Genomic DNA, 25,297 nt, shown 5'->3' on the forward strand with positions numbered 1-25,297 from the left:
GGCCGTAACGGCATGTTCGAATAAGAGTTCGATATCCTGGGGCTGGTCGAGGGAGGAATGGAGGTGCCAGAACACATGGTGCGGCGCATCGGTGTGACGGGAGCCGGCGGCGTGCGTCTCGCCGCCTGGGAGTTCGCCGACCCGCCCAAGGCGGGCGGCGGCGCGCGGGCCTCGCGTGGGCCGGGTGTTCTTCTGCTCCATGGCCTGATGGGCCGGGCGGCTCACTGGGCGCGCACGGCGCGCTGGCTGGCCACCCGCCATCGGGCCGTCGCCCTCGACCAGCGGGGCCACGGCCGCAGCGAGAAGCCCGCTGACGGCCCGTTCGACCGCGGCGCCTATGTGGCCGACGCCGCGGCCGCGGTCGAGCAGCTGGGCCTGGCCCCCGTCACCCTCATCGGCCACTCCATGGGCGCGCTGACCGCCTGGCAGCTCGCCGCCCGCCGCCCTGACCTGGTCCGGGCCCTGGTGATCTGCGATATGCGGGCCTCCGCGCTGGGCTCCGCCTCGCAGGCGGAGTGGACCCAGTGGTTCGCGTCCTGGCCGCTGCCGTTCGCGACCCTCGCCGATGTGCGCAAGTGGTTCGGCGAGGACGACCCGAGGCTGGAGCGGCCCAATCCGGCGCGGGGTGACTTCTTCGCCGAGATCATGGCCGAGCGCTCGGACGGCTGGCGCCCGGTCTTCTCCCGCCGCCAGATGCTCAAGGCCCGTGAGACCTGGGTCCATGACGCCCATTGGGAGGAGCTGGCGCTCGTGCAGTGCCCGACCCTCGTGGTGCGCGGCCTGGACGGCGAGTTGGGCCGGGCGGAGGCGCAGGAGATGGTGCGCGTTCTGCCGCGCGGTCAGTATGCGGAGGTGACGGACGCGGGCCATCTCGTCCACTACGACCAGCCGGACGGCTGGCGCCGGGCCGTGGAGCCCTTCCTGGCCTCGGTGCTGCCCGCGTAGCCGGTTCACCGCGTCACCGCGCGCGGGCGCGGGATTCGGCGGTGGTCTTCAGGTCGTGCAGCCAGGCTTCGAGGCCCGCGCCGAGGGCCGCGGTCGCGGTGGGGACGTCGGCTTCGACCTGGGCGCCGGTCCAGGTCTCCTCGGTGTGGACGCGGACGCCGCCCTTGACCTTGGTGAAGGTCCACAGGTGGACGCCCTCGTCGATGCGCAGCCCGTCACCGATCGCGGGCCCGCGCCACAGGATGCAGTGGTTGCGCTGGAGTTGTTGGACGGTGGAGGTGATGTCCAGGGTGGTGGCGGGGGTCGATGGGGTGGCGGGCGCCGGGGTGGTCCACCGGAACTGCGAACCCTTCCGCAGGGGGCCGGGGTCGAGGCGCTTCATGGTGAGGACGGGGGGCTGCCAGGTCGGCCAGCGCTCCACGTCGGTCTGTAGCTTGAAGATGGTGCTCAGCGGCGCGTTGATCACCATGTCGGACTGGTAGCGGATACGGGCGCTGGTGTCGACGCCTTCCCCGCGGCACTGGGAGGGACCGCTGTGGTGGGCGGCCTGGGCCTCAGCGGGGGCGGCCCCGAGGACGCCGGCGACGGCGAGCGAGACCGTGAGGGCGGCGGTGCGGACGCCGGTCCTGAATGTGTTGCTGAGCATGGTGTGCCTCTCGTCGTGGGTGGGCGGGATCGAACGTTCGGGTGTTCGGGTGTGAACGGCGCCGTGCGTTACGGGGTCAGCACGACCTTTCCGGCGACGGTGCCGGATTCGGCCAGCCGCAGGGCGTCGGCGACGCGGGTGAGCGGCAGTTGGGCGGCGATCTTGGTGGTGATGTCACCGCGCTGGAGGGCGGCGAAGACCTGGGTGAGGTCGGCGCGCAGCCGGGCCCGGAACCGGTTCTTGGCCAGGGCCCGTCCGGCCCAGGCGTTGTAGAAGTAGGCCCGGCGGCGGTTGGGCAGGGCGTTCCACAGCCAGACGCGGCCGAGGAGTTTGAGTACGGGCCACTGCTTGGAGCCCTGGTCGTCGCGGGTGGAGGCGCTGCCGTAGGAGACGAGGGTGCCGCCGGGGGCGAGGAGGCTCCAGGAGTCGCTGATGCCGCGGCCGCCGACGTGGTCGAAGACGGCAGCCACTCCGCCGGGGGCGAGTTCGCGGATCCGCGCGGCGACGTTCCCGGCGCGGTAGTCGACGGGGGTGACTCCCTGCTCCCGTAGGGCGGCGTGGTGGCGGGTGGACGCCGTGCCGATCACCTTCGCGCCGGCGGCGTGGGCGAGCTGGACCAGGACGGAGCCGACGCCGCCGTTGGCGCCGTGCACCACGACGGTCTGTCCCGCACGGACCCGGGCCTTGCGGTGGAGCATCTGCCAGGCGGTGATCCCGTTGACGACCAGGGTCTCCGCCTCCGCCGCGCCGATCCCGTCGGGGACCTCCACCACGTCCGCCGCTTCGACGACCACATAGTTGGCCCAGCCGCCGACCTTGATCAGCGCGGCCACCCGGGTGCCGGCCAGTCCCGGCTCGACGCCTTCGCCGATCGCCGCCACCGTGCCGACCAGGTCGTAGCCCGGCACGAAGGGGTACGCCGGCTGGTCGTAGTAGCGGCCGCGCCGCATCTGCTGCTCGGCGAACGAAACCCCGGTCGCCTCCATCCGGATCACGACCTCCCCCGGACCGGGGGACGGAACGGCTCCACCGCGCCGGATCTGCAGCCCTTCCGGCTCGACCGTGCCCGGCAGGACGACCTCGACGAGTCCTTCGGCGTTCATGACGACCTCCACTGCGCTTCACGCTTTGCTAGATGCCGTTGCGTTCGTTAGAAGTTATAACGCTATGACGAAGAGGCTGTCAACGACCTTCGTGATAGCTTCTAACTAAACCTTGATGCTGTAGTTGCGCAGGTGTGGAAGGGCGGCAGACCATGGCGGAAACGGGCATCACAACCCCGCGCGAGCGCTACCGCGCCCAGGTGCGCGCGGAGGTCAAGCAGCGCGCCTGGGAGCAGATCGCCACGGCGGGGGCGTCCGCGCTCTCCCTCAACGCGATCGCCAAGCAGATGGGCATGAGCGGACCCGCGCTCTACCGGTACTTCGCCAGCCGCGACGAGCTGATCACCGAACTCATCAGGGACGCGTACCGAAGCCTCGCCGACACGATCCGCGCGGCGTCCGAGAAGTCCGGCGCCGACGTGGCCGCGCTGGCGCACGCCATGCGCGGATGGGCCCTGGAGGACCCCCAGCGGTACTTCCTCATCTACGGCACGCCCGTTCCGGGCTACCACGCGCCCGACGACATCACCGCCATCGCGTCCGAGATCATGGCGAGCTTGCTCGACGCCTGGAACGCGCTGCCCTCGGACGCTCCGGCGACGCCACTCGACGCGCACCTCGAGGACCACCGGCAGTGGGCGGGCGGCCACCCCGCCCCGTCGGCGGTCCTCCACCGGGCGCTGATCCTCTGGACCCGGCTGCACGGCGTGCTGTCCCTGGAACTCGCGGGCCAGTTCGCCGGGATGGGATTCGACCCCGCCCAGCTCTTCGCGGCCGAACTGGACGGCCTGCTCGCAGGCCGCTGAAAACACGCTGAACGGTCAGCGCGCCTTGGGGAAGGCGGCGCGCAGCTCGGGCCGGTTGACGATGAACGCGGTGGGGGCGAGGGCGAGGGCGCCCGCGATCTGCGGCACGACGAACCACAGCGGGAGTGCGCCGGGGATGGAGTCGATGGCGACGATCGCGACCGGCACGACGACGGCGATGATGCGCACGCGTGTATAGGCCCATCGCGCGCCCCGTGAGGCGACGACGGTCAGCCAGTACGTCACGACGGCGCTCGCGAACATCCCGCCGGTGCGGCCCCACATGAACGACGTCACCTCGCGGCCCATGACCGAGAGGACGACGACCACGACGAGGACCGCGACACTGAACGCGCCGTAGGCCACGACGCATTTCTTCACCGTGCCGAAGGCCTGCTGGGTGGCCGGGTGGCTGACGTGACCGGCTTCGACCGTGGTGCGGTTCGGGGTTGCCATGTTTCTTCCTTCTCTTCCTCGATCTACTCCGGGTTTCCGGCGCGGATTCGAAGCTAGGGAGCGCCCGGCCGGGGCGGTATGCGCCTGGACGCACGGTGGGGTGGGTCTGGACCCACTTCTGCGCCGATCTGGCCGGAAACAGACTTCGCCCGGCGCACAGTGGACTCACTGGGCCACGAAGTAAGAAGGAGCATCATGAAACCGCTGGTGTCGTGGGTGACGAGCGCATGCGTGGGGTTTGCCCGCGCATGCGTCGTGGTGGCCGTCGCCCTGCTGGTCCCGGCCGTATGGGCCGCCGCCGTGGCGCTGTGGATGTGGTGGGGCGGAAACCCGTGGTCGTGGACAGGCCCGTTCATATGGGCGTGCATGGGCACCCTCGCCCTGTCCCGCCCGGTCTGCCGGATGGTCCGCTCCCTCGTCGCGAAGTGGACGGGCACCGTCATCCCCGCCGGGTATCGGGGGGCCACCCCGGTGACACAGATGTCGACCGGGTACTGGTGGAACGGCTACTCCTACTCGCGCACCAGCAAGGACGCCCGCCGGGAGCAGCGGCTGCGGCTCTGGTGGAGTGATCCCGCCACCTGGCGTGATCTGCGGTTCACGGCGATGGTGCCGATCACCATCGGGGTGATCGCGGCCATCCCGCCGGCCGGAGCCGTGGCGGCGGTCCTCGGGTTCAGCCAACTGGGGTCCGCCGGCCTCCTCGTCGTGGTGGTCGGCGCGGTCGTGGCCATCGCCACCGCCCCGTACGCCTGGCGGTCCGTCGAGCCGGTGGCCGTACGCTTTCTGCGCCCGTCGTCGGCGATGGCGCTGGCCGACCGGGTGGAGGAGCTGACGGCCCAGCGCGCCGACACCACGATCGCGCAAGCCGCCGAGATCCGCCGCATCGAACGGGACCTGCACGACGGGGCGCAGGCACGCCTGGTCATGCTCGGGCTGTCGCTCGCGACCGCGGAGAAACTGATGGAAACCGACCCCGGCCAGGCCAAGGCGCTGATGCGGGAGGCGCGGGTGGGCGCCGCCACCTCACTGAGCGAGCTCCGCGAACTGGTCCACGGGATCAACCCGCCGGTACTGAACGACCGGGGGCTCGTCGACGCCGTGCGCACCCTCGCCATGGACAGCCCGCTGGAAACCAGCGTCAGCGCCGACGGCCGGCTGAGCCTGGACCCGCCGATCGAGTCCGCCATGTACTTCGGCATCGCCGAACTGCTGACCAACGCGGTCAAGCACGCCCATGCCACCCGGGGCCGGATCTCCATCGCCCGGGACGACACCGGGATCGTCGTCGAGGTCGAGGACAACGGCCGGGGCGGGGCCGATGTGCGGGCAGGCGGAGGGCTCGCGGGGCTGCGCCGCCGTATCGCGGTCTTCGACGGCACCGTGGAGCTCACCAGCCCGGCGGGCGGTCCGACCCGCGTGAGGATGATGGTGCCGTGCGAATCGTTGTAGCCGAAGACCTGTACCTCCTGCGTGACGGCATGGTCCGCCTCATCGAGGCGTGCGGACACCAGGTGGTGGCGACGGCGGCCACCGGGCCCGAGACGCTTGGCGCGCTGCTGAAGTGGCGGCCGGATGTCGCCGTCGTCGATGTCCGCATGCCGCCGACCCAGTCGGACGAGGGCCTGCGGGCGGCTCTCGCCGCCCGCAGCGAACTGCCCGGGCTGCCGGTCCTGATCCTCTCCCAGTACGTCGAGCAGCTGTATGCCCGCGAGCTCCTGGCCGACGGTGCCGGTGGCATCGGCTATTTCCTCAAGGAGAGCGTGTTCGACGCCGATCAGTTCATCGACGCCCTGGAGCGCGTCGCCGCCGGCGGTACTGCCATGGACCCGGCCGTCATCACCAAACTGCTCTCCAGCGGGTCCTCGAACCGACGACTGGGACGGCTCACCGAACGCGAACACTCCGTGCTCGCCCTCATGGCCGAAGGACTGTCCAACCAGGCCATCGCCCAGCGGCTCTTCCTCAGCGAGAGCGCCATCAGCAAATACACCACCTCGATATTCGGGAAACTCGGCATCACCGACGACGGCAACAACAACCGCCGCGTCCGCGCCGTCCTGGCCTACCTCAACAAGCTCTAGCTCTTGGCGAGGGCTTCGCGGCGGATCCACTGGAGCAAGGTGGGATTCTGGACGGTGGTGATCACGCTGACGGTGGAGCGGAGGTGACGGTCGTCGTCCAGCAGGGCCAGCATGCTCGCGGCCAGGTCCGCACGGGCGGTGAACCTGCCGTCGGCGTGGCCCTCGACCACGGCGTAGTCGGTGACCGACGGCAGGTGGTACAGCCCGCTCGGGCGCACGATCGTCCAGTCCAGATCGCTGGCCCGGACCAGCGTTTCCATCCGCCGCATATCGTCGTACAGCGTCTTGCCCAGCACCCGCGTCACATAGGGCAGAAGCACTCGGTTGAACAGGAACCCGCCCTCGGAGTACGGGCGCGGGTCGACCCCGCTCGAGCTGACCACGGCGAGCCGACGCACCCGGTGCCGTTTCATCGCGGCGACCATATTGGCCACTCCCCGCGAATACGTGCTGATCGGTTCCTTCCCGGCGGGCACCCCGAGCGTCGACAGCACCGCGTCCCGCTCCGCCACGGCGGCGTCGACGGCCACCGGGTCGAGCACATCGGCACCGACCACCTCGAGCCGATCGTGGCGCAGCGGAAACGAGTCGGGCTGCCGGGTGACCGCGGCGACCCGATGTCCGGCGGCGAGCGCCTGGCCTGTCAGCAGGCGGCCGGTGGGACCGTTGGCCCCGAAGACTGTGATGCGCATGACGACTGTTCTTCCTCGGTTGCTATGCCTTCTGGTGGTCGTTCCGGGGAGCTGCGCGCAGCGGGTCCCGGTCAGTCCGAGTCCCGGCGGGCCTGCTGCGTTTCGCGCAGGACCGCCCAGGCATCCGCCACGGGGCCCACATGCCCGAGCTTGTCGGGGTTGCTCACCGTGCGGATCGTCTGGATCTGCCCATCGAGGATGTCGAGCGTCCAGGTGTTGATGACCTTGCCGTCCCGGTCGCGGAAGATCGCGCCCGGCTGGCCGTTTACCTGGTGCGGTTCCACGACGCCGCCGATCCGGACGAACGGCGGGAGGAGGGCGGCGATCACCCGGGACACCTGGTCGGCGCCGAAGAAGCCCCCGGCCCATTGCGGTGCCTTGCCGCCGCCGTCCGCGACCAACCGCACGTCAGCGGCGAGCAGTTCCCGCAGCGCGTCGACGTCCCCGTCGGCGAAGGCGCCGAAGAACCGCATCGCCAGTTCCTCGCGTTCGCGCCGGTCGGCCTCGAACCGGGGGCGGCCCTCGTTCATATGACGGCGTGCCCGCACCGCCAGCTGACGGCACGCCGCCTCCGAGCGGCCCACCGCCGAGGCGATCTCCGGGAAGCCGAACTCGAACACCTCCCGCAGCACGAACACCGCGCGTTCGAGCGGGGTGAGCCGTTCGAGCAGGAGCAGGGCCGCCATCGACACCGAGTCGGCCAGCTCGGCCGAGCGCTCGGGGTCCTGGTAGGGGTCGGTCAGCAGCGGCTCGGGGAACCATGGCCCGACGTACTCCTCGCGCCGGACGCGGGCCGAGCGCAGCACATTGATCGAGATCCGGGTGACCACGGCGGACAGGAACGCCTTGGCCGAGGTGGGGAGCGTCGGGGACACCTCGTAGCGCAGCCAGGCCTCCTGGACCGCGTCCTCGGCCTCGGCCACGCTGCCCAGGATCCGGTAGGCGATCGAGAACAGCAGCGGCCGCAGCTCATGGAACTCCTCGGCCCGGGTCATGCCAGCTCCTCCTTGAAACCCTGCCGCCACGAGGGGTAGCGCGGCTGCTGGCCGAGCTCCCGCTTGGTCTTGGCGTTGGATCTCGCCGGAGCCGGTTCGTCGTCGACGATGTTGAACACGCCCGTCGCCCTCCGGCCCAACGCCGCCAGCAGGTGGTCCGTCCCCTCGGTGCGCAGCCGGTTGGTGGCGGCGAACCAACGGTCTGGACGCGGTCCCGCCTGCCACGAACACCCGCATGATCATCACCTTCCCGACATGAGCGTCTGTCTTCGCTACCTGAGACAAGACAGCCCCGTCCGTCTGTGACATGGGAGGGAGGACGGTTGGGAGACGGGAGTTCCGCCTCACCACGTAGGACACGGTCTTCAGGGTGCGGGCCGTGAAACGGAAAGTCCGCTGCCCTGGTGTGACGCACCGGGGCAGCGGACTTTCATGGCACAGCTCTGGGCTGGTCAGCCGATGGGGTTGACGAAGGTGGCGGGGCGGGTGGCGCCGCGCTGGTCGACGAGGCTGTCGGTCTCCCAGGGCCACTCGATCTTGAGGGACTTGGTCTCGTTGGGCGGGGTGATCTCGACCCAGGCCGGCTGGTAGAAGCCCTCTTCCTCCTTGGTGAAGGCGAGGTTGAGGGTGAACTCGGTGCTCTGGCCGGCCTCCACCTCCAGGGAGCTCCACTTCTGCGAGGAGCGGGCCAGGGACCAGCGCTCGCCGCCGTTTATCGAGGTCAGGTCCACACCGGGGAAGCCGCCGATCCTGCAGGAGCTGGTGCCCTTGTTCATCAGGACGATGGTGGCGGTCGTCGCGCCGCCCGCGCTCTCCTCCGGCACCGGGAGCGCGTCCTCACCCGTGGCGAACGCGGCTTTCAGGTCCTGGGTGTGGCAGCGCTCGACGCCCGCGTGCGCCCTGCCGCCGCCTTCGGTGGCGCCCTGCCCGCTGCCCGACTGATTCTCCGCGGCGCCCGCCTCCGAGCCCCCCTTGGCCTTGGCGTCGGAACCCTGCGCACCGTCGGAGGAACCCGGGGAGCTGCTGGACCCGGCCGGGGCCGTGTCGGCCTGGCCCGCGGACTTCGTGTCGCCGTTGCAGGCCGTCAGGGTCAGGGCGGCGGCTGCGGTCAGGACTGCGGCGGCGACGCGGAGGGTACGACGGCGGGCGATGCGGGCAGTGGTGTTGGAGCGCATTTCGGGTCCCCCAGAGAGGTCGGTGTCGTCGTCTGCTCGGTACGACAACAACTCTGACCGGGGCCGCTACCGCAACACTGCCGCCTCACTAACATCCGGCTAACACGACTGTGACCAGGGAAAAGACGCCAAGGGGAACTGAGGAGCCAGGTCACACCCGCCTACTGAGGCCTGTCCGGCGGATCAGGTCGGCTGGCAACGCGGGGGTGCGGTGTTGGCAGGGTCGAGCGGGGTCTGGTGCGTGCAGCTGCAAGGCGGAGGAGGGCGTCAACGCGGAGCGTTGGCAACCGACAGCAGCCGCTGGACGAGGGGCTACTGTGCGCCGAACTGCAGGGTGGCCGGGGTGAGCGACCGCCGGCTCGATCGCGCGGGCGCTGTCGCCGGGACGGCGAGCGCCGTGCGGTAGGCGTCCAGCACCGCGCCCGGTGAGCCATCGGCGCCGGCCGCGGCGATCCCGTACACCGCGGTCACCGCGGAGATCCCGACCGCCGAGCCGAACTGGGTGCACGTGTACAGCAGCCCGCCCGCCAGGCCCTGCTCCTCCTTGGCCACGCTGTCGGTCGCCGCGATGGTGATCCGCCGCCGGCCCAGCAGGTCGGCGGCACGGCCGCCGAGCAGGGTGAAACCGGCGTAGCCGAGCACGTAGCCACTCATCACCCACGCCGCGGTGCCGGTGGTCAGGCCGAGGTCGGCGCGGATGGTGGGGATGGCAACGGCCAGCATGGCGACGTCGCTGCCCTCGAGGAAGATCGTGCCGCACAGGACGAGCAGTAGGGCCCAGGCTGGTCCGCTCTTGCGGGCCGCAGGGACGGTGGACACGGATGCGTTTCTCACCCGTTGAGTCCCTTGGTCACCTCTGGCTCATCAGCAACGGACGCTGTCCATCGCGCGACTGCACGAGCCCAGCCACGCCGCCCATGCCCGCACGTCGAACCGTCCATCCCGGAGCCTCCACGATCGCCATGGCCGCGACCGTACCGAGCAGCCAGGAACCTAGGCCACATCTTTTGTCTGTACCCGGAGGTTCGAGTGGGTGCCGTGCGACGTCGCCGAGGTGGGCGCCCCAGGGCGGCGTACACCGACACCGCGTCGGCGTACGCCGCCCTCTCGGCGCTCGCACCCGCCGCTGGACGGCATGGTCGGATGGGCGGGAGCAGGTATCGTCTCGCGCCTTCGGCGCAAAGCGGCCAGCAGCGGGAAGGGGAGGGGCGGCGGAGGCATCGTCGCCGTCCGGCCCCGACGGGCCGTCACCGGCTGGCGGGTGGCGGAACGGTGGTTGGTCGCCCAGAGCGGTAGACGTCGGTCCGGTTGGGGCCTCCCCCCACCCCCTCTTAAAAAAATGCTTGATGCAGAGCAATCGATTTTTTTAGAGGGGGTGGGGGAGAGCCGGTCCCGCCCAGTAGTGCTCGCCTGCCCGTCGCGCTCCCAGGCCCCGGTTCAGCGCACCGCTGAACCGACCAGCCCGGCCACCGCGCGGCAGCAGTCGCCGCGAAGCGCAGCGGAGCATCTTTGAGCTCAGCTGCCCGCCGGGCCAGGGAATCGGGACACCGGGCCAGCCTTCCCCCTTCCCTCCTCCTGCCGGCGCTTTGGACCCGGAGGGTCCGAGACGAAAGCCGCACCCGCGTGAGCCGAATGCCGCGAGACGGCGCACAGGCACAGCGAAGCGCAGCGCAGCCAACGCGCAGCGCAGCCAACGCGCAGCGCAGCCAACGCGCAGCGCAGCCAACGCGCAGCGCAGCGGAGCGTTCGAGCCGCCTCCCGTAACTCGCCTCGCTCGAGGGCGGCGCCCACCGAGACCGCGTCGGCGTGCGCCGCCCCGTTCGTGTGCAAGGAGGGCTCGGTGAGGGCCTAAAAGAGGGTAAGGACGCGCCCACTCGCCGGATTGGTTCCATCCGGTCGGTCAACCTTGCTCAGAGCTAGGGGAGTTGCTACCTCGCGATTCCGGAGGCGTCGCGTCGTGAATGCCCGGTGCTACTCTCTTCTGTGCGATGACGAAGATTTTCCTGATCACGGGGGGTGTGATCGCATGCAGATCAAGTACAGAGCTTCGGCAATCGCGTTGACGGCGGCGTTGCTGCTGGGGGGATCGATGGCCATGGCGCCGACGGCGTCCGCGGTGGGGTCGTCGGCGTGCCGGTTCAATTCACCTGATGTGAATTTCAAGGTCCGCACCAGCGGCGCGACATTCCGTACCGGGCCCGGAGCGCGTTATCACGTGATCGGGACGCTTTACCGGGGGGATTCCTTCCGCTACTTCTGCCGGACGGGTGGCCTCCAGGACTTCAAGAAGAGCTGGTCCTACGGAAAGATCACCAAGCGGACCCACTCGGGAATTCGGGCCGGTACGAAGGGCTGGGTCTACAGCAAGTATCTGGACTGACGTCCGGTCACGCGCCGAGGTGGTCGAACTTACCTGCCTTGATCCCGCGTATGAGGGTGCCGAGGGGGCGGGGCGCTGTTGTGATGACGACGTGGGGGTCGTCGCTCTCCCGGAGGCGTATCGCGCCGTCCACGGCAGCCAGCTCCACGCAGGCTCCCGACGTCTCGGAAAAGGATGACTTCTGCCAGGTGATGGGTGTGGTCATGGGCGTACCCTTCACAGTTGCTTTGCTGCGGTGTGGATAAAGTCCTGCGACTCGGTGCCGCTCAGCGCTGCGGACCCGACTGCGGTGAAGACGGTGCGGTAGCTTTCGAGATGTGATTCCGCGTGCAGGAAAGTTGCGCCAAGTGCGGCCTCGATCTGCACGGTATCGAGCTTGGGCACCGGGCCGCCCGAATAGAGCATCGCACGGCTGGCGCCTGTGTATCCCTCGGACTCGAAGAGGACCACTCGCACGGAGACGTTGGGTCGATCGCATTGGTCCCGAAGGTGTTCGAGCTGGGCCCGTGCGACTTTCCGGCCGCCGAAGCGCATTCTCAATGCAGCCTCGTGAATGATGGCGTCCTGGGTCGGCGGTACTTCCCGTTCGAAGATTTTTTGACGCTCTATCCGGTGAGCGACGCGCGCGTCCAGCTCTGTCTGCGGGAGCTGCGGAATCGTGTGGCCGAATACTGTGCGCGCGTAATCCTCGGTCTGAAGGATCCCGGGGATGTGCGTGATGTCGATGGAGCGCAGGTAGGTGGCGTGGTACTCCATTTCGGCAATGTCCAGGAACTGAGCGGGAAGCGTCCCCCGGTACGCTTCCCACCAGCCTTCACCGCGCTGCTCGTACGTCATCGCGGACAGCGCGTCGACAAGCGCCGTATCGCCGCACGAGTAGAAGGCCGCCAGGCGGCGTACGCGCTCCTCGCTGACGCCGACACGGCCGGACTCGATGTGGCTGACCTTTGCCGGATCGACGCCCAGCAGCCTTGCGGCATCGCGGGCGGTCATGGCCGCGGCCTCGCGCATCTTGCGTAACTCGATACCAAGGCGCTCCTGGCGAGCAGTTGGGGTGCTCCTCGGTGGCATGGCTTCCTTCCCTGGCTCCTGATGAGTGTGGCGCGCCGCCGTATCACGGTCTACCTCGTTTGGGGGCGGTTTCGGCTTCAAGGTTGCCCCGGAGTCATCTTGAACCCTACCGTCTGTGGCGTACCTCTCACACACCGCTCATGAGAGAAGGCCACCGCATGGGCAATTCCAGGCCGAACCGCCCCCACTCGTACACGCTGTACTGCCCACCCCTTGAAACATCCCCCTGCATCGCCCGCGACTTCGTCGCCTCCGTCCTGCGTCGCTTAGAGCTCAACGACGCAGTCGACACCGCGGCACTGTGCACCGCCGAACTCGCCGCCAACGCCTACGCCCATGCCGCGGGCAACGGCTCCGTTCTCTGGCTCGCCGTCGAGCCCGCCGAAGTCTGCGTCACCGTGTACGACGGCAACCTCACCGAACCCCTCCTCCGCCCGCCGAGCCTCGACGCCGAGGGCGGCCGTGGTCTGCGGATCGTCGACGCGCTCGCGGACAAGTGGGGCACAAGCCCCGGCGCCCCGCTGGGGGTCGGCGGGGCGCGCGGTAAAGGCGTGTGGTTCTCGCTCGCGACAGGAGCTTCGTAACGGCCGGCTCAGCCCTTGGTGACCGCCGCCAGGATCTCCGGCAACCGCGCCGCCGTCCGCGGCGCGGCCAGCTTCAGGCCGCCCAGGGCGACCCCGGCGCCGTACGCCGCGCCCAGCGGAAGCAGCAACCACAGTTGGTCGTCCGCCCCCGAGACATGCATCCAGACCGTCGCCGCCAGCACCGGTGCGCACAGCACCGCGCCGGTGATCATCCCGCCGAGGATGCCGATCCACGCCAGCCCCGCCTGCCCTGGCGCCACGTTCTTGTAGCCGCTGTCCTGCGGAATCGAGTACGGGTACAGGGCCGAGGTCATGGCGCCGGTCGCCACCAGCGCGCCGAACAGTGCCAGGGCGAGGCCGAGCGCGTCGGGGACCGCCGCCCACTCGTCCATGAACGCGGCCGAGCCCAGCACCGCCAGCGTGACGTAGGGCACGCCCACCAGCGTGAGGGCCAGCGCGCGCCCGCGCAGTTCCAGATAGGCGTCGCGCGGCGAGGAGATCGTCTGCGCGACCATCCAGAAGGCCGAGGAGTCCTGCCCGAACTGGTTGTACATCTGCATGCCGAGCAGCCCCGCGGCCCAGCAGGAGGCGTAGACGCTGCCGGCGCCCTGGATGGTGGTGACGACCGGCACCAGCAGGCCGACGGCCAGCGAGGTCACCCACGCGGACTTGGTCTTCGGGTCCCGCCACGCATAGCGCAGCGTGCGCAGCACGACCGTGCCGGTGCGGTCCTCGGGCAGCAGCCGGTGCAGCGCGGGCCGCGCCGCGCCGGGGCGCTTCCGGCTCGGCTCGGCGGCCTGGATGGTCGAGGAGTCCGGCGAGGTCATCAGGTGTGTCAGACCGCGCTGCCACCACCACAGCAGCAGCGCCAGCAGGCCTGCGGACAGGGCGAACTGGGCGGCCGCGGTCCCGTACGAGCCGTCGCCGACACCCTGGACCGCGTCGACGGCCGCGGCGGGCGGCACCCAGCGCAGCACGTCCGCCACCGGCTCCAGGGAGGACAGCCCCTTCTCGCCGGACAGCTGCCCGATCCCCACGTTGACCAGCTGTGCGCCCACCGCCACGAACAGGCCGCTGAGCAGCGCCAGATCGCGGCCCCGGCGGCTGGTCAGCAGCCGGGTGTTGGCGGTCGCGACGGCCCGCGACAGCGCCACGCACAGCAGCATCGCCACCACCACGGCCAGCACACCCGCCGCCGCGGCCGCCGCGCCGTGCGCCACGGCGATCACCGAGCCGGCGATGAGGGTGACGGTGAACAGCGGGCCGATGCCGATCAGCGAGGACACCAGCAGGGCGACGACCAGCGGGCGGGGCCGCAGCGGCAGCATCACCAGCCGCGTGGGGTCCAGGGTTTCGTCGCCGCCGGGGAAGAACAGCGGCATCACGGCCCAGCCGAGGGCGAAGAGCGCGGCGAGAAGGGTGACCAGCGCGGCGGCGTGGTCATTGCCGCGCAGCGCGATCAGTCCGAGCAGTTGGAGCGCCGCGATGAGGAGCGTGACGACGATCGAGGCGACATACGCGGCGCGGCGCCCCGCGGACTGCCGCAGTCCGTTGCGCAGTAGGGACAGTTTGAGCTGGACGAACAGGGTGGTGAGCGGGCCGGTGGCGGTCATCGGGCGCCGCCGCCCAGCCAGTCGAGGTCGTGGTCGGCCGCCCGGTCGCTCGCGCCGACCAGCTCCAGGAAGGCGTCCTGGAGCGACGGCGCCGCGCCCCGCACCTCGTCCAGCGGGCCGTGGGCCCGGATCCGCCCGGCGGCCAGCACCGCGACCCAGTCGCACAGCGACTCCACCAGCTCCATCACATGGCTGGAGAAGACGACGGTGGCGCCGGAGCGGGTGTAGCGCTCCAGCACCCCGCGGATCGTCTGCGCGGACACCGGGTCCACGCCCTCGAAGGGCTCGTCCAGGAAGAGGACTTCCGGGTTGTGGAGGAGCGCGGCGGCCAGACCGATCTTCTTCCGCATACCGGTCGAGTAGTCGACGACCAGTTTGTGCTGCGCCCCCGCGAGGTCCAGCACGTCCAGCAGCTGGGTGGCGCGCTTGTCGACATCCTCGGCGGGCAGCCCGCGCAGCCGCCCGGTGTAGTCGAGGAGTTCGCGGCCCGACAGCCGCTCGAACAGCCGCAGCCCCTCGGGCAGCACCCCGATCCGCGCCTTCACCGCGACCGGGTCCCGCCATACGTCGTGCCCGCCGACCTCGACCGTGCCGGAGTCGGGCCGCAGCAGCCCGGTCACCATGGACAAGGTGGTCGTCTTGCCCGCGCCGTTGGGTCCGACCAGTCCGATGAACCGCCCGGCGGGCACCTCCAGATCGATCCCGGCGACGGCGACCTGGTCCCCGTAGCGCTTCCACAGCCCCCGCACGAGCACGGCTGGTATGGCCGACGCCCCCTGCTCCTCCGACTCCTTCGCCACCCGGTCCCCCTTTTTCCGAACATGCGGGAGGCCCCGGTCACGCCCCCGTCCGCCGTCCACGATAGGGGCATGCCCGGCGCGGACGCCGGTAGTCCGTGCGTCGGCGCGCCTAGGGTCTGTCGTCGAAGGGGGCGTCCGGCCGCGAGCGGCGTCTGGCGCGGTGCATCGCAAGGCGGAGCGTCGCCCTCGTACTGGGCGTACTTGGGCGATGCGACAACGCAGCGAGGTGCCGTGCCAGACGTCGCGAGCAGGGCGCCCCCTTTGACGACAGGCCCTAGCGCCCCTCGCGGCCGCAGGCGTAGGCGAGGGCGCTGACCAACTCCTGGGCGTCCGGGAGCCAGCGGTTGGCGGCGGTGGGCCGGCGCGCCCACTGGACCGAGCCGTGCGGGCCCACGCGCGTGGGCGGCGCGACCACGTAGTCGCCCTCGCCGCGCGCCACGAGGTCGATCGACGAGGGCGGCCAGCCCTGGTTCCGTACCAGGTCCGGGATCTTGGCGGCGGCGCCCGGCAGCACGAAGAAGAGCATCCTGCGCCCCGGGGTGCGGGTGACCGGGCCGAGTTCGACGTCCAGGCGCTCCATCCGCGCCAGTGCCAGACAGCCCGCCGTCTCCGGCACGTCCAGCGCGTCGAAGGTGCGCCCGGTCGGCAGCAGGATGGAGGCGCGCGGCGTCCTGGCCCATGTGCGGCGTGCCACGACGGCGCTGCCGGTCGCCTGGTCCGCCCAGTCGGCGCGGGTCGGATGGGCGCCGGGGGAGGGGCAGTCGGCCGCGCCGCAGCAGCATTGGTCCCACCACTGGCCCGCGTCGGCCACGGGCTCCAGCCAGGCGCCGGGGAGCACGTCCCAGTGCCGCTCCTCCGCGTAGCGCACCGCGGCGTCCCGCAGCGGCTCCCCGCGCTGCTTGGGGATCTGTGGTGCTCCTGTCATGTCATCCGTCACGTCGTTTGTCACGTCCATGGTCTCGTCCACGACCAGCACAACTTGAGGGATCGGCAAGGGTTACGCCCCCGGGCCGGGCCCGGGAGGCGAACCGAGCCCCTGAAAAACGGCATGCGGGGCGCATGGGAGCACGGCTGGGGGCGCGCACGAGGACGCGACTGCGTGAGCGGGTAGCCACCATGCGTGACGGGCGTACGAGTGTCCGGTAGGCCGTGCCGTGTTCCAGGGCGCGGTCCCGGACTCCTGTCGGCGCCGTACGCGCACGATCGCGGTCAATTCGGGCAAGTCCTGCATTCTCCGCACATGCCTGGCGTATCCGCGATATCTGCGGGGCACTGATCAACAGGGACGGCATCCGCCGTAAACGCACAGCAGTCACTGTGGGGGTAAAGCCATGGCCGCTAGGCCGCTTGTGGCGCGGCAGCCGAACGAGAGGCTGCAGGCGCTCATCCAGGAAGCCGCGTGTTCCAACGCCGGCTTGGCGCGCAGGGTCAACATGTGCGGCGCCGAGCACGGCCTCGATCTGCGCTACGACAAGACCTCGGTCGCCCGCTGGCTGCGCGGCCAGCAGCCGAGGGGCCGGGCCCCGGGCATCATCGCCGAGGCGCTCGGCCGCAAGCTCGGCCGTACGGTCACGATCGACGAGATCGGCATGGCCAACGGCAAGAATCTCGCCTCGGGCGTGGGGCTCCAGTTCTCGCCCACCGTCCTCGGCGCGATAGAGCAGGTCTGCGAGTTGTGGCGGAGCGACGTCGGGCGCCGTGACTTTCTGAGCGGTTCGACGGTCGCCGCCTCGGCGCTGGTGGAGCCCAGCCGCGACTGGCTGATCACCGGGGCGGACTCCCAGGTCGCGCGGACGGCCGGGGCGAAGGTCGGCAGGTCCGACGTGGCGGCGGTGCGGGCGACCACCGACGCGCTCACCGAGCTCGACCACCGGTACGGGAGCGGCCATGTGCGCCCCGTCGTCGTCCACTATCTCAACAGCGTGGTCTCCGGGCTGCTGGCCGGCTCCTACCGGGAGTCGGTCGGGCGCGACCTGTTCGCCGCGGTCGCCAGGCTGACCGAGCTGGCCGGTTATATGGCGGTCGACACCGGTCAGTCCGGGCTCGCCCAGCGCTACTACATCCAGGCGCTGCGGCTGGCCCAGGCCGCCGGGGACCGGGGGTACGGCGGGTATGTGCTCGCCGCGAGCATGAGCCACCTCGCGGCCCAGCTCGGGAACCCGCGGGAGATCGCCCAGTTGGCGAAGGCCGCGCAGGAAGGCGCGCGCGGGCAGGTGCCGCCGCGCGCCGAATCGCTGTTCCTGGCCGCCGAGGCCCGCGGCCACGCCCTGCTCGGCGACGGGCGCGCCTGCCAGGCCGCGGCGGGCCGCGCGCTCGACGCCATGGAGCGGGCGGCGGGCAGCGGGGGCGAGTCCGGCGACGAGCCCGCCTGGATCCGCCACTTCGACCACGCCTATCTGGCCGACGAGTTGGCCCACTGCCATCGCGACCTCGGCCAGGCCGAGCCCGCCAGGCGCCGCGCGGAGGAGGCCCTGGAGGGCCACCCGGAGGGCCGGGTGCGGCGGCGGGCGATCGGGCTGTTGCTGCTGGCCACGGCGCATGTGCAGCAGCGCGATGTGGAACAGGCCTGCCACACCGGGACCCGGGCGGTCGAGCTGCTCGGATCCCTGCGCTCCAACCGGGGGATGGAGTATCTGGACGACTTCCAGCAGCGGCTGGAGCCGTATCGGGACGAGCCGGTGGTGCGGGAATTCGGGGCGCGGCTGGAGGTTCAGGCGGCCTGAGACGGTGACCAGCGTCTCGTTGTCCCGCGGGTCCGCCGGGCACCGCACCGTCCGGGGACCCGGTAGCGTGAGCCGTTGATTCCGTAAGTCGTATAGCCCCAAGGAGTCCCGGTGACGCAGAGCGGACAGGGGGATGAGCCGCAGCTGCCTGCGGTCCCGCCCGCGCAGCCCCCGCAGCCCGTGCGCGAGGGTGTCGTGCTGCCCGCTCAGGGCGATCAGCGGGCCCACGAGCAGCACCAGGCGGCCCCGGCGGGTGGCCAGGCTTGGGGACAGCCATGGGGTCCGCAGGGCGCCCCGCAGGCCGCCGGGCAGCCCGGCGCGCCGGGGCAGCCTCAGCCGCTGCCGCAGCCCCAGGATGCCGCCGCGGCCCAGGCCCAGCCGGGCTGGCCGCAGAACGGTGCGCAGAACGGCTTTCAGGGCGCCCCGCAGAACGGCTTCCAGAACCCCCCGCTGAGCCCGCCCCCCGGTGCGCCGCAGAACGGAATGCCCGCCGGTCCCGCCGGTCCTGCCGCTCCGCACAGCGTGCCGCCCGGTGCCTCGTACGGTGGGCCTCAGGGTGCGCCGCTGCCCGCCCAGGGGCAGCCGTACGCCCAGCAGGGCTGGCCCCCGCAAGGGCAGCCACAAGGGCAGCCGCCGCAGCCGCAAGGGGGGCCACCGGCGCCGGACAGACAGGCGCAGCCCTTCGCCGGAGCCGCCGACCAGACCCAGATGCTGACGCCGCAGCCCGGCTTCTCCGGGCCGCCCGCGGCCGACTCCGCGGCGACGCAGTACATACCGCCCGTCTCCGGACAGGCGCCCGGCGCGATGCCTCTGCCGCCCGAGGGCACCGCCCCCGCCGCTTCCCCCGCCCAGGCCGCCTCTGGCCCGGCCCCCGGGCAGCCCGCCCCCGCACAGCCCACCCCCGCGCAGCCCGCCCCCTCGGGCACGCCGCTGCCGCCGGAGAACCGGTCTGCTCACCCCCAAACGCAGCCCGAATCGGACAACGAGTCCACCACGCTTCTGCGGGCGGTCCGCCCCGGGCGCGCCCGCCACGGCGCCCCGCAGGCCGCACCCCAGCCCGCACCCGGCCAGGCGGCCCCCGGCCAGCCCGCTCAGGCCGCGGCCCCCGGCCAGCCGGCCCCCGGCGCCGCCGAGGAGACCCAGGTCCTGCCCGGGCCGATCCCGGCGGCCGGGCCGCCGCCCCAGCAGCAGGGCCACCGCGCCGCCCAGGCGGGCGGCCCGCCGCGGCCCGGTTCCGCGCCGTACGCGATCCGTCCCGGCATGCCGGGGGACCGGCCGCCGCCGTCGGAGTTCGACGGCCTGTTCCGCGCCGACGCCGGGCCCGCCGAACCGGCGGACTCGACCCAGCAGCTGCCCCAGTTCAGCGACCAGGGCCCGCTGCCCGGCCCGACCGCCGCCGCCCCCGACGGCGGCGGCCCGGGCAAGCGCGGAGGCGGCCGCCGCCGTATGTCGCCCGCCGCCCTGATCGGCATCGTCGTCGGGGTCTGCGCCATCGCCGGCCTCGCCGCCGGAGCGGCGCTCAGCGCCGGGGGCGACGACGACAAGAAGAAGACGGACGTCGCGGAGAAGAGCCAGACGCCGGAGGCCAAGACCGACGACCAGACCAAGGCGGCCGACCCCGTCGAGACGCAGGCCAAGGCTCTCGACGCGCTGCTCGCGGACAGCAACAACAGCCGCGCAGCGGTGATCAAGGCCGTGGAGGACATCAGGTCCTGCAAGAACCTCTCCAACGCGGCCACGAACCTGCGCACCGCCGCCGGGCAGCGCACCGACCTGGTGACCCGGCTCGGCAAGATCTCCGTCGACCAGCTGCCCAACCACGCCCAGCTGACCTCGTCCCTGACCAAGGCCTGGCGGTCCTCCGCCACGGCCGACAACCAGTACGCGGCCTGGGCCGACCAGGTCGGCGGCAAGAAGGGCTGTCACAAGGGCCAGGCCCGCAGGACCGGGCGGGTGGCCGCGGCCGAGCGGGCGAGCGGCGAGGCGACCACGTCGAAGAAGAAGGCGTCCGAGCTGTGGAACCCGATCGCCACGAAGTACGGGCTGACGTCACACCAGCCGACGGAGCTCTAGCCGGCACGGAGCTCTAGCCGCCACAGAGCTGTAGTCGGCGCGGAGCTGTCGGCGCGGCGGGCCGGGCTTCCCCGAAGGAGGGGACCTAGCCCGCCGTGGCGTACCGCCGGAGCGTCTTCGAGACGTCCACGAACCCCTTGCGGACCGCGACCAGCCGTCCGTCCCGCACCACCTGGTAGGTCACGTCCGCGTTCACGATGCGCGGGTAGCCGTGGATGGACAGCATGTCCTTGTAGCCCCAGCGGAGTTCCGGCGTGAGGCCGCCGGTGCCGACCGCGTGGCCGTTGTCCAGCGTGCGCCGGATGGAGCGGGCGCTGATGTCGTCGGCCTTCAGCGAGTTCAGGACGGACCGCAGCACGGTGTAGGCGATCCAGGTGGTCTGGGTGCCGGGGTCCTCCGCGTCGATGCGGGCGTCCTCGAAGGCGTAGTCCTTGATGACCTTCTTCATGGGCGCCCAGCGCGGATCGTCCGCGGCCGGGTACCAGCCGGTGGCGTACGCGCCCTCCAGCGGGCTCTCGCGGCCGCCGGTGCTGTCCACGAGGGACTGGCGGACGCTGCCGAGCACGGAGGCGATCCGTACCTTCGGGTGGTCCTCCTGGAGTCGCCGGAAGGAGTCGAAGAAGGTGCCGGTGCGCTCTCCCAGTGCCGCGGTCACGCAGGAGCCGGGCAGCTCGGAGCCCTCCGCGGCGCCGCCCAGGGCGGACTCGGCGCCCACGCCGTTCAGGGCGGTGCGGGCCTGCCGCGTGTAGTCGCCGGCGTCCTCGGGGGCCCGTACGTCGGTGGCGGCGCTGCGCTTGCCGGCCTTGAGGCCCGCGTCGAGGAGCTCGGGCAGCTCGTCGCCCGCGATGGTGTCGGGGCGGACGAGGGAGACGCGCCGGCACACGGAGGCCAGCTGCCGTCCGTTGCCGGCCAGCAGGGCGGCCTGGCCGCCGTTGACGGGGTAGGAGTACGGGCTGTCGAACTCCTCCTCGGTCAGCCCGTATCCGCCGATATAGGGGATGCCCGAGCCCTCCAGGGCGGAGATGAAGTAGCGGCCGAACTGGCTGTACGAGCCGACGACCGCGACGACGTTCTTGTCGGCGGCGCGCCGGGCGCAGCGGGCCGCCGCCGAGGGGTCGTTGCGCTCGTTGCAGGTGAGGACCTTCAGCTTGCGGCCGTGGATGCCGCCGTTGTCGTTGACCCAGCGGGCGTACGCCTCCGCCATCGCGGGCATCCCGGGCATATTGGTCGCCTTGGTGTTCTCGGGTGCCCAGGTCATGACGGTGATGGGGCCCTTGGATCCCGTTCCGGAGAGGGCGCCGCAGCCGGTCAGCGCCCCCGCCCCGACCGTCGCGCAGAGCGCGGCCGCCAGCCACGGCCGCGGGGAGAAATGTCGCCATCCGGTCATGGCATGTGAGCGTGGCGTTCCGCTCGTAACGGGGCGGCTATCGCAATTGACGAAAAAGTGACGAGAGGGTGAATTGCGGGGGTCGATGCGTGCTCATCCGCGAAGAACGTACGATCGATCACCGTGCAAGGTTCGGAGAAGTCTTCCCGTCGCGGCCGTCGCTCGACCACCATGGGCGGCATGCCTGTCAATGACATGCCGTGGTGGCGCTGGCGCAGCAATGTGCGCTCGGCGCTGCATATGCTCTCTGACCCCGTCTTCCAGCAGGGGTGCTGGCTCGCGGGCCTGGACGGATACGGGGACGTCACCGACGCCGTGTACCGGCTGGTGGAGGACACCTGGCTGGACAACTGGTCGGCCGAGAAGTACGTCGGCACGATCTTCCGCGACTCGCAGGAGGCGGCGCTCGTCGATGTCGCCGTCCTCAGAGTGCTGCGGATCATGCACCAGGTCGGCGCGGACGCCCCGCCCTCGGTCTACCTGGAGCACCACGCCTGGCCGGAGGCCGTCCGGGCGGCGCGCGAGGCGCATGTGCGGCTCGCGGCCAACGACGGCGAGGACCCCGATCTGCCCCCGCACACCCTCGAAGTGCTGGCGATCATGACGCGCTCGGTCTAGCGATCTTCGTGGGTGTGCGACGCTATGGAGTCATGAGCCAGTCGCATTCCGCCACCGCCGACCAGTACATCCTGACCCTGTCCTGCCCGGACAAGCAGGGCATCGTGCACGCCGTGTCCAGTTATCTGTTCATGACCGGCTGCAACATCGAGGACAGTCAGCAGTTCGGCGACCGGGACACCGGGCTCTTCTTCATGCGGGTGCACTTCCGGGCGGTCTCGCCGGTGCGGGTGGAGGACCTGCGGGCGAGCTTCGCGGCGGTGGGCGAGTCCTTCCAGATGGACTGGCAGATCCACTCGGCCGCCGAGAAGATGCGCGTCGTGCTGCTGGTCAGCAAGTTCGGCCACTGCCTGAACGACCTGCTCTTCCGCTCGCGCATCGGGGCGCTGCCCGTGGAGATCGCGGCGGTGGTCTCCAACCACACCGACTTCGCCGAGCTGGTGGGCTCGTACGGGGTCCCCTTCCGGCACATCCCGGTGACGAAGGAGACCAAGGCCCAGGCGGAGGCGGAGCTGCTGGAGCTGGTGGAGGCGGAGAACGTGGAGCTGGTGGTCCTGGCCCGCTATATGCAGGTGCTCTCGGACGACCTGTGCAAGCGGCTGGCGGGGCGCATCATCAACATCCACCACTCCTTCCTGCCGAGCTTCAAGGGCGCCAAGCCGTACCACCAGGCGCACGCCCGCGGGGTGAAACTGATCGGTGCGACGGCCCACTATGTGACGGCCGACCTGGACGAGGGCCCGATCATCGAGCAGGAGGTCGAGCGGGTGGGCCATGGGCTCACCCCGGACCAGCTGGTGGCGGTGGGGCGCGATGTGGAGTGCCAGGCGCTGGCGCGGGCGGTGAAGTGGCACAGTGAGCGGCGGGTGCTCCTCAACGGCCACCGGACGGTCGTCTTCGCCTGAGGGGCTGTTTCCGCCTGAGGGGCCGGCGTCGCCTGAGGGGTCGCCTTGGCCTGAGGGCCGTCTTCGCCCGGGGCTGAGGGTGGCTCACAGACGCGACAGGGACGCCGTCGCGAAGAGGACGTCGCGGATCGCCTCCGTGTCACCGAGCTGCCCCGCTGCCGCCTCCTGGGGCGGTACGTGCCCGGCCGCCAGCTGATAGAAGGCCTCGCGGTCGAGCGCGATATGGGCCACCGCCTCCTCCGGGGAGGGCTGTGCGGCGGGGGAGTCCAGCGGGATGTACCAGTCGCCGCTGCCCTCGACCTCCAGATGGAGTGTACGGCCCGGCGCGCCTGCCTCGACCAGCCGCCGGGGCGGCCCCGCGAGCCCGGCGCGGCGGCGCTCCGCGAGGGCGTCGGGCAGCAGCCGGGCGCACAGGTCGACCATGGGTCTGAGATGGGCCGAGGCGGGCGGCTCGTACGGGTAGTCGATCGCCTCGGCGATGTCCCCGGCGTGCACCCAGCACTCGAAGGCGCGGTCGAGGAACGAGTCGCGCATGGGCAGGGAGAAGTCCCCGTACGGCACGGACAGATCGCGCGCGCCGCGCCCGGCGAAGGACACCGTCCGCACCAGGGCGTGACCCTGCTCCCGCCACGGCTCGCGCACCGCCCCCGGCTCCCCGGCGGCCTCGTGCTCCCGCGCGGGCTTGCGGCGCCAGTACGCCTCCGTACGGCCCGCCGGGGAGTCCGGCGCGTGGGCGCCGAGCGGATCGGGCAGGCCGAGGGACGAGGCCAGGATGCCGTCGACCACCATCAGGTGGCCTATCACCCCGGCGACGGTGGTGTCCCGCCCCACCAGCCGCTCCCCGTCGAACCATCTGAGCCGCACCGGCGCCCGCCACTCCGCCTCGCCCATGTCGCGCAGCAGCGCGTCCAGCCGGGCGGCCTCCGCGTCGTACACCCTGGCCCAGTCGGGCACCGGGATACGGGCCGGGCGGCGGCCCAGACAGCCCGCCAGCACGCGGGAGCGCAGCAGCGGGTCGAGGTCCAGGCTCTGCTCGGTGTGCAGCAGACCGACCGCCTCGCGCAGCCGCAGGGCCTCCTCGGCGCACGGGGTGCAGTGGTTGAGGTGCGCCTCCACGGCGGCGGTCTCCTCGGGCGAGCAGGCGGTCAGGGCCCAGGCGCCCAGCAGCGACTTCAGCACCGTGTGGGAGAGGGGCGGCGGGGGCGGTGAGGGCAGCGGATCGCGGCGCTCCGCGTCCGGCCGGGCGTCCGGGGCGGCCGCGGGGCCGGCCGCGGGGCGCCACCGGGCGGGCCAGTGGCCGCTGTCCTCGGCGGCCGGGCGCGGCGGGGGTATGCGCGGCGCGTCGGCGGGCTCGGGCGCGAGGGGCGGCTCGTCGCCGCGCCCCGGGCCGCCGGTGCCGTCATCCGGCCTGTTCACAGGGCCCGTCCGTAGCCGGGGGGCGGAACGGAGTCCGGGGGTGGGACGTTGGCCGTGGCCAGCAGCTGTAGGCCCAGTCGAAGGCGGCGTCTGGCCTCGTCCTCCGTCACACCGAGCTCGGCCGCGGCCTGGCGGTAGTCGCGGCGGTCGAAGTAGGCCAGTTCGAGGGCGGCGCGCAGCGGGGCGGGCATGGACGTGACGATGTAGTCGGCGCGGGCGGCCACGGAGGCTTCGCGGATCTTCTCCTCGATGTCCTCCTGCGTGCGCCGTGCCAGGCCTCCGGCGGGGTCGTCTCCGGCGGAGTTGTGTCCGGCACGGGCCCCTCCGGCGGGGTCGTCTCCGGCCGGGCCGTCTCCGGCGGGGCCGTGCCCGGTCGGGCCGTGTCCGGTCGGGTCGGCGGCGGCCCGCGCCTCGGCCTCGCGGAGCCGGTGCACCGCCTGACGGTGGGCCAGTGTGGCGATCCACGAGCGCAGCGTGCCCTGCTTGGGGTCGTACGCGTCCGGGTTCTCCCAGGCGTAGCCGAACACTTCGCGGGTGACGCGGTCGGCGGCCTCCTCGTCCTCGAGGACGCGGTAGGCCAGATTATGGACGAGAGAGGCGAACCGGTCGTACAACTCGCCCAGCGCGGCGGCCTCGCCGCGCGCCAGGCGCTGCTGCATCCTGCGGTCCCAGCGGGGCGGTGCGTCGTGTGCCATACGGCCCCCATCCCTCGTGCTCGAGTCGTCCGGGCGTCGGCTCCAGGCGTTCGGGCCTGATGCCACCGTCATATCGAATGTAGTGCGGGGGGTGGCACAACACGCCCCCATGCGGCAAAGTGCGGCACGG

25 protein-coding genes and 1 pseudogene are annotated in these 25,297 nt (G+C 71.6%); 10 read left to right on the forward strand and 16 right to left on the reverse strand.

Going from position 1 to position 25,297, the window contains the following annotated elements:
• Positions 1-75 precede the first annotated feature (75 nt).
• Positions 76-945, forward strand: coding sequence for an alpha/beta fold hydrolase (locus tag ACWY4P_RS29975; RefSeq protein ID WP_456213103.1), 870 nt, complete (start codon positions 76-78; stop codon positions 943-945).
• A gap of 13 nt (positions 946-958) precedes the next feature.
• Here the strand turns inward: ACWY4P_RS29975 and ACWY4P_RS29980 are convergent, their stop codons facing one another.
• Positions 959-1,591, reverse strand: a complete 633-nt coding sequence (locus ACWY4P_RS29980; protein ID WP_456203547.1) for an SRPBCC family protein — start codon at positions 1,589-1,591, stop codon at positions 959-961.
• Between the two features lie 68 nt (positions 1,592-1,659).
• The gene (locus ACWY4P_RS29985; protein ID WP_456203549.1) at positions 1,660-2,694 is read right to left on the reverse strand and encodes a medium chain dehydrogenase/reductase family protein; all 1,035 of its coding nucleotides are present in this window, start codon (positions 2,692-2,694) and stop codon (positions 1,660-1,662) included.
• Positions 2,695-2,846: 152 nt separating this feature from the next.
• Here ACWY4P_RS29985 and ACWY4P_RS29990 point away from each other — a divergent pair, with 152 nt between their 5' ends.
• Positions 2,847-3,500, forward strand: a complete 654-nt coding sequence (locus ACWY4P_RS29990) for a TetR/AcrR family transcriptional regulator (protein ID WP_456203551.1) — start codon at positions 2,847-2,849, stop codon at positions 3,498-3,500.
• A gap of 15 nt (positions 3,501-3,515) precedes the next feature.
• On the opposite strand, the gene ACWY4P_RS29995 is transcribed toward ACWY4P_RS29990, so the two are convergent.
• The gene (locus ACWY4P_RS29995; protein ID WP_456203553.1) at positions 3,516-3,956 is read right to left on the reverse strand and encodes a hypothetical protein; all 441 of its coding nucleotides are present in this window, start codon (positions 3,954-3,956) and stop codon (positions 3,516-3,518) included.
• A gap of 195 nt (positions 3,957-4,151) precedes the next feature.
• Here ACWY4P_RS29995 and ACWY4P_RS30000 point away from each other — a divergent pair, with 195 nt between their 5' ends.
• Both ACWY4P_RS30000 and ACWY4P_RS30005 read left to right on the forward strand, forming a co-directional pair.
• Positions 4,152-5,408: a sensor histidine kinase gene (locus ACWY4P_RS30000; protein ID WP_456203554.1), complete on the forward strand. Its 1,257-nt coding sequence runs from the start codon at positions 4,152-4,154 to the stop codon at positions 5,406-5,408.
• Positions 5,393-6,040, forward strand: a complete 648-nt coding sequence (locus ACWY4P_RS30005; protein WP_456203555.1) for a response regulator transcription factor — start codon at positions 5,393-5,395, stop codon at positions 6,038-6,040. Before ACWY4P_RS30000 ends, ACWY4P_RS30005 begins: the two co-directional genes overlap by 16 nt.
• Here ACWY4P_RS30005 and ACWY4P_RS30010 read toward each other — a convergent pair.
• From ACWY4P_RS30010 to ACWY4P_RS30030, 5 genes and pseudogenes are all read right to left on the reverse strand, one after another.
• Positions 6,037-6,732, reverse strand: coding sequence for an NAD(P)-dependent oxidoreductase (locus ACWY4P_RS30010; protein WP_456203556.1), 696 nt, complete (start codon positions 6,730-6,732; stop codon positions 6,037-6,039). The genes ACWY4P_RS30005 and ACWY4P_RS30010 overlap by 4 nt on opposite strands.
• Positions 6,733-6,803: 71 nt before the next feature.
• Positions 6,804-7,727, reverse strand: coding sequence for an RNA polymerase sigma-70 factor (locus ACWY4P_RS30015; RefSeq protein WP_456203557.1), 924 nt, complete (start codon positions 7,725-7,727; stop codon positions 6,804-6,806).
• Entirely contained in the window at positions 7,724-7,846 is a 123-nt protein-coding gene (locus ACWY4P_RS30020) for a hypothetical protein (RefSeq protein WP_456203559.1), read from the reverse strand. The genes ACWY4P_RS30015 and ACWY4P_RS30020 overlap by 4 nt, the downstream gene beginning before the upstream one ends.
• Before the next feature lie 333 nt (positions 7,847-8,179).
• Positions 8,180-8,902, reverse strand: a complete 723-nt coding sequence (locus ACWY4P_RS30025; RefSeq protein ID WP_456203560.1) for a DUF4232 domain-containing protein — start codon at positions 8,900-8,902, stop codon at positions 8,180-8,182.
• A gap of 573 nt (positions 8,903-9,475) precedes the next feature.
• Positions 9,476-9,721 (reverse strand): annotated as a pseudogene (locus ACWY4P_RS30030) (MFS transporter); the annotation flags it as partial.
• Positions 9,722-10,928: 1,207 nt separating this feature from the next.
• On the opposite strand from ACWY4P_RS30030, the gene ACWY4P_RS30035 reads away from it, so the two are divergent.
• Positions 10,929-11,282, forward strand: a complete 354-nt coding sequence (locus tag ACWY4P_RS30035) for an SH3 domain-containing protein (protein ID WP_456203561.1) — start codon at positions 10,929-10,931, stop codon at positions 11,280-11,282.
• 7 nt (positions 11,283-11,289) lie between these two features.
• On the opposite strand, the gene ACWY4P_RS30040 is transcribed toward ACWY4P_RS30035, so the two are convergent.
• Both ACWY4P_RS30040 and ACWY4P_RS30045 read right to left on the reverse strand, forming a co-directional pair.
• Positions 11,290-11,487: a DUF397 domain-containing protein gene (locus tag ACWY4P_RS30040; RefSeq protein ID WP_456203563.1), complete on the reverse strand. Its 198-nt coding sequence runs from the start codon at positions 11,485-11,487 to the stop codon at positions 11,290-11,292.
• A gap of 11 nt (positions 11,488-11,498) precedes the next feature.
• Positions 11,499-12,293, reverse strand: a complete 795-nt coding sequence (locus ACWY4P_RS30045; RefSeq protein ID WP_456203565.1) for a helix-turn-helix domain-containing protein — start codon at positions 12,291-12,293, stop codon at positions 11,499-11,501.
• Positions 12,294-12,511: 218 nt separating this feature from the next.
• On the opposite strand from ACWY4P_RS30045, the gene ACWY4P_RS30050 reads away from it, so the two are divergent.
• Positions 12,512-12,937: an ATP-binding protein gene (locus tag ACWY4P_RS30050; RefSeq protein ID WP_456203566.1), complete on the forward strand. Its 426-nt coding sequence runs from the start codon at positions 12,512-12,514 to the stop codon at positions 12,935-12,937.
• A gap of 8 nt (positions 12,938-12,945) precedes the next feature.
• On the opposite strand, the gene ACWY4P_RS30055 is transcribed toward ACWY4P_RS30050, so the two are convergent.
• The 3 genes from ACWY4P_RS30055 to ACWY4P_RS30065 form a co-directional block, all read right to left on the reverse strand.
• Entirely contained in the window at positions 12,946-14,550 is a 1,605-nt protein-coding gene (locus ACWY4P_RS30055) for a transporter (protein WP_456203567.1), read from the reverse strand.
• Entirely contained in the window at positions 14,547-15,350 is an 804-nt protein-coding gene (locus tag ACWY4P_RS30060; RefSeq protein WP_456203568.1) for an ABC transporter ATP-binding protein, read from the reverse strand. The genes ACWY4P_RS30055 and ACWY4P_RS30060 overlap by 4 nt, the downstream gene beginning before the upstream one ends.
• Before the next feature lie 274 nt (positions 15,351-15,624).
• Entirely contained in the window at positions 15,625-16,305 is a 681-nt protein-coding gene (locus tag ACWY4P_RS30065) for a bifunctional DNA primase/polymerase (protein WP_456203570.1), read from the reverse strand.
• 376 nt (positions 16,306-16,681) lie between these two features.
• On the opposite strand from ACWY4P_RS30065, the gene ACWY4P_RS30070 reads away from it, so the two are divergent.
• Together ACWY4P_RS30070 and ACWY4P_RS30075 are read left to right on the forward strand one after the other, a co-directional pair.
• Complete coding sequence (locus ACWY4P_RS30070) at positions 16,682-18,073, forward strand: transcriptional regulator (protein WP_456203571.1); 1,392 nt, start codon at positions 16,682-16,684, stop codon at positions 18,071-18,073.
• A gap of 111 nt (positions 18,074-18,184) precedes the next feature.
• Positions 18,185-20,146 carry a hypothetical protein gene (locus ACWY4P_RS30075; protein ID WP_456203572.1) on the forward strand — a complete coding sequence of 654 codons (1,962 nt, stop codon included), beginning with the start codon at positions 18,185-18,187 and terminating at the stop codon, positions 20,144-20,146.
• Positions 20,147-20,231: 85 nt separating this feature from the next.
• Here the strand turns inward: ACWY4P_RS30075 and ACWY4P_RS30080 are convergent, their stop codons facing one another.
• The gene (locus ACWY4P_RS30080; protein WP_456203573.1) at positions 20,232-21,533 is read right to left on the reverse strand and encodes an ABC transporter substrate-binding protein; all 1,302 of its coding nucleotides are present in this window, start codon (positions 21,531-21,533) and stop codon (positions 20,232-20,234) included.
• A gap of 117 nt (positions 21,534-21,650) precedes the next feature.
• On the opposite strand from ACWY4P_RS30080, the gene ACWY4P_RS30085 reads away from it, so the two are divergent.
• A complete protein-coding gene (locus tag ACWY4P_RS30085; protein WP_456213104.1) occupies positions 21,651-22,151 on the forward strand; it encodes an SCO4402 family protein in 501 nt (166 codons plus the stop codon).
• A 32-nt stretch (positions 22,152-22,183) separates the two neighbouring features.
• Positions 22,184-23,056: a formyltetrahydrofolate deformylase gene (gene purU, locus ACWY4P_RS30090; RefSeq protein WP_456203575.1), complete on the forward strand. Its 873-nt coding sequence runs from the start codon at positions 22,184-22,186 to the stop codon at positions 23,054-23,056.
• Between the two features lie 84 nt (positions 23,057-23,140).
• On the opposite strand, the gene ACWY4P_RS30095 is transcribed toward purU, so the two are convergent.
• The gene (locus ACWY4P_RS30095; protein WP_456203577.1) at positions 23,141-24,472 is read right to left on the reverse strand and encodes a maleylpyruvate isomerase N-terminal domain-containing protein; all 1,332 of its coding nucleotides are present in this window, start codon (positions 24,470-24,472) and stop codon (positions 23,141-23,143) included.
• On the reverse strand, positions 24,469-25,167 hold the full coding sequence (locus tag ACWY4P_RS30100) for a sigma-70 family RNA polymerase sigma factor (protein ID WP_456203578.1): 699 nt from the start codon (positions 25,165-25,167) through the stop codon (positions 24,469-24,471). Before ACWY4P_RS30100 ends, ACWY4P_RS30095 begins: the two co-directional genes overlap by 4 nt.
• Positions 25,168-25,297 lie beyond the last annotated feature (130 nt).

The organism is Streptomyces sp. LZ34 (assembly GCF_053890475.1).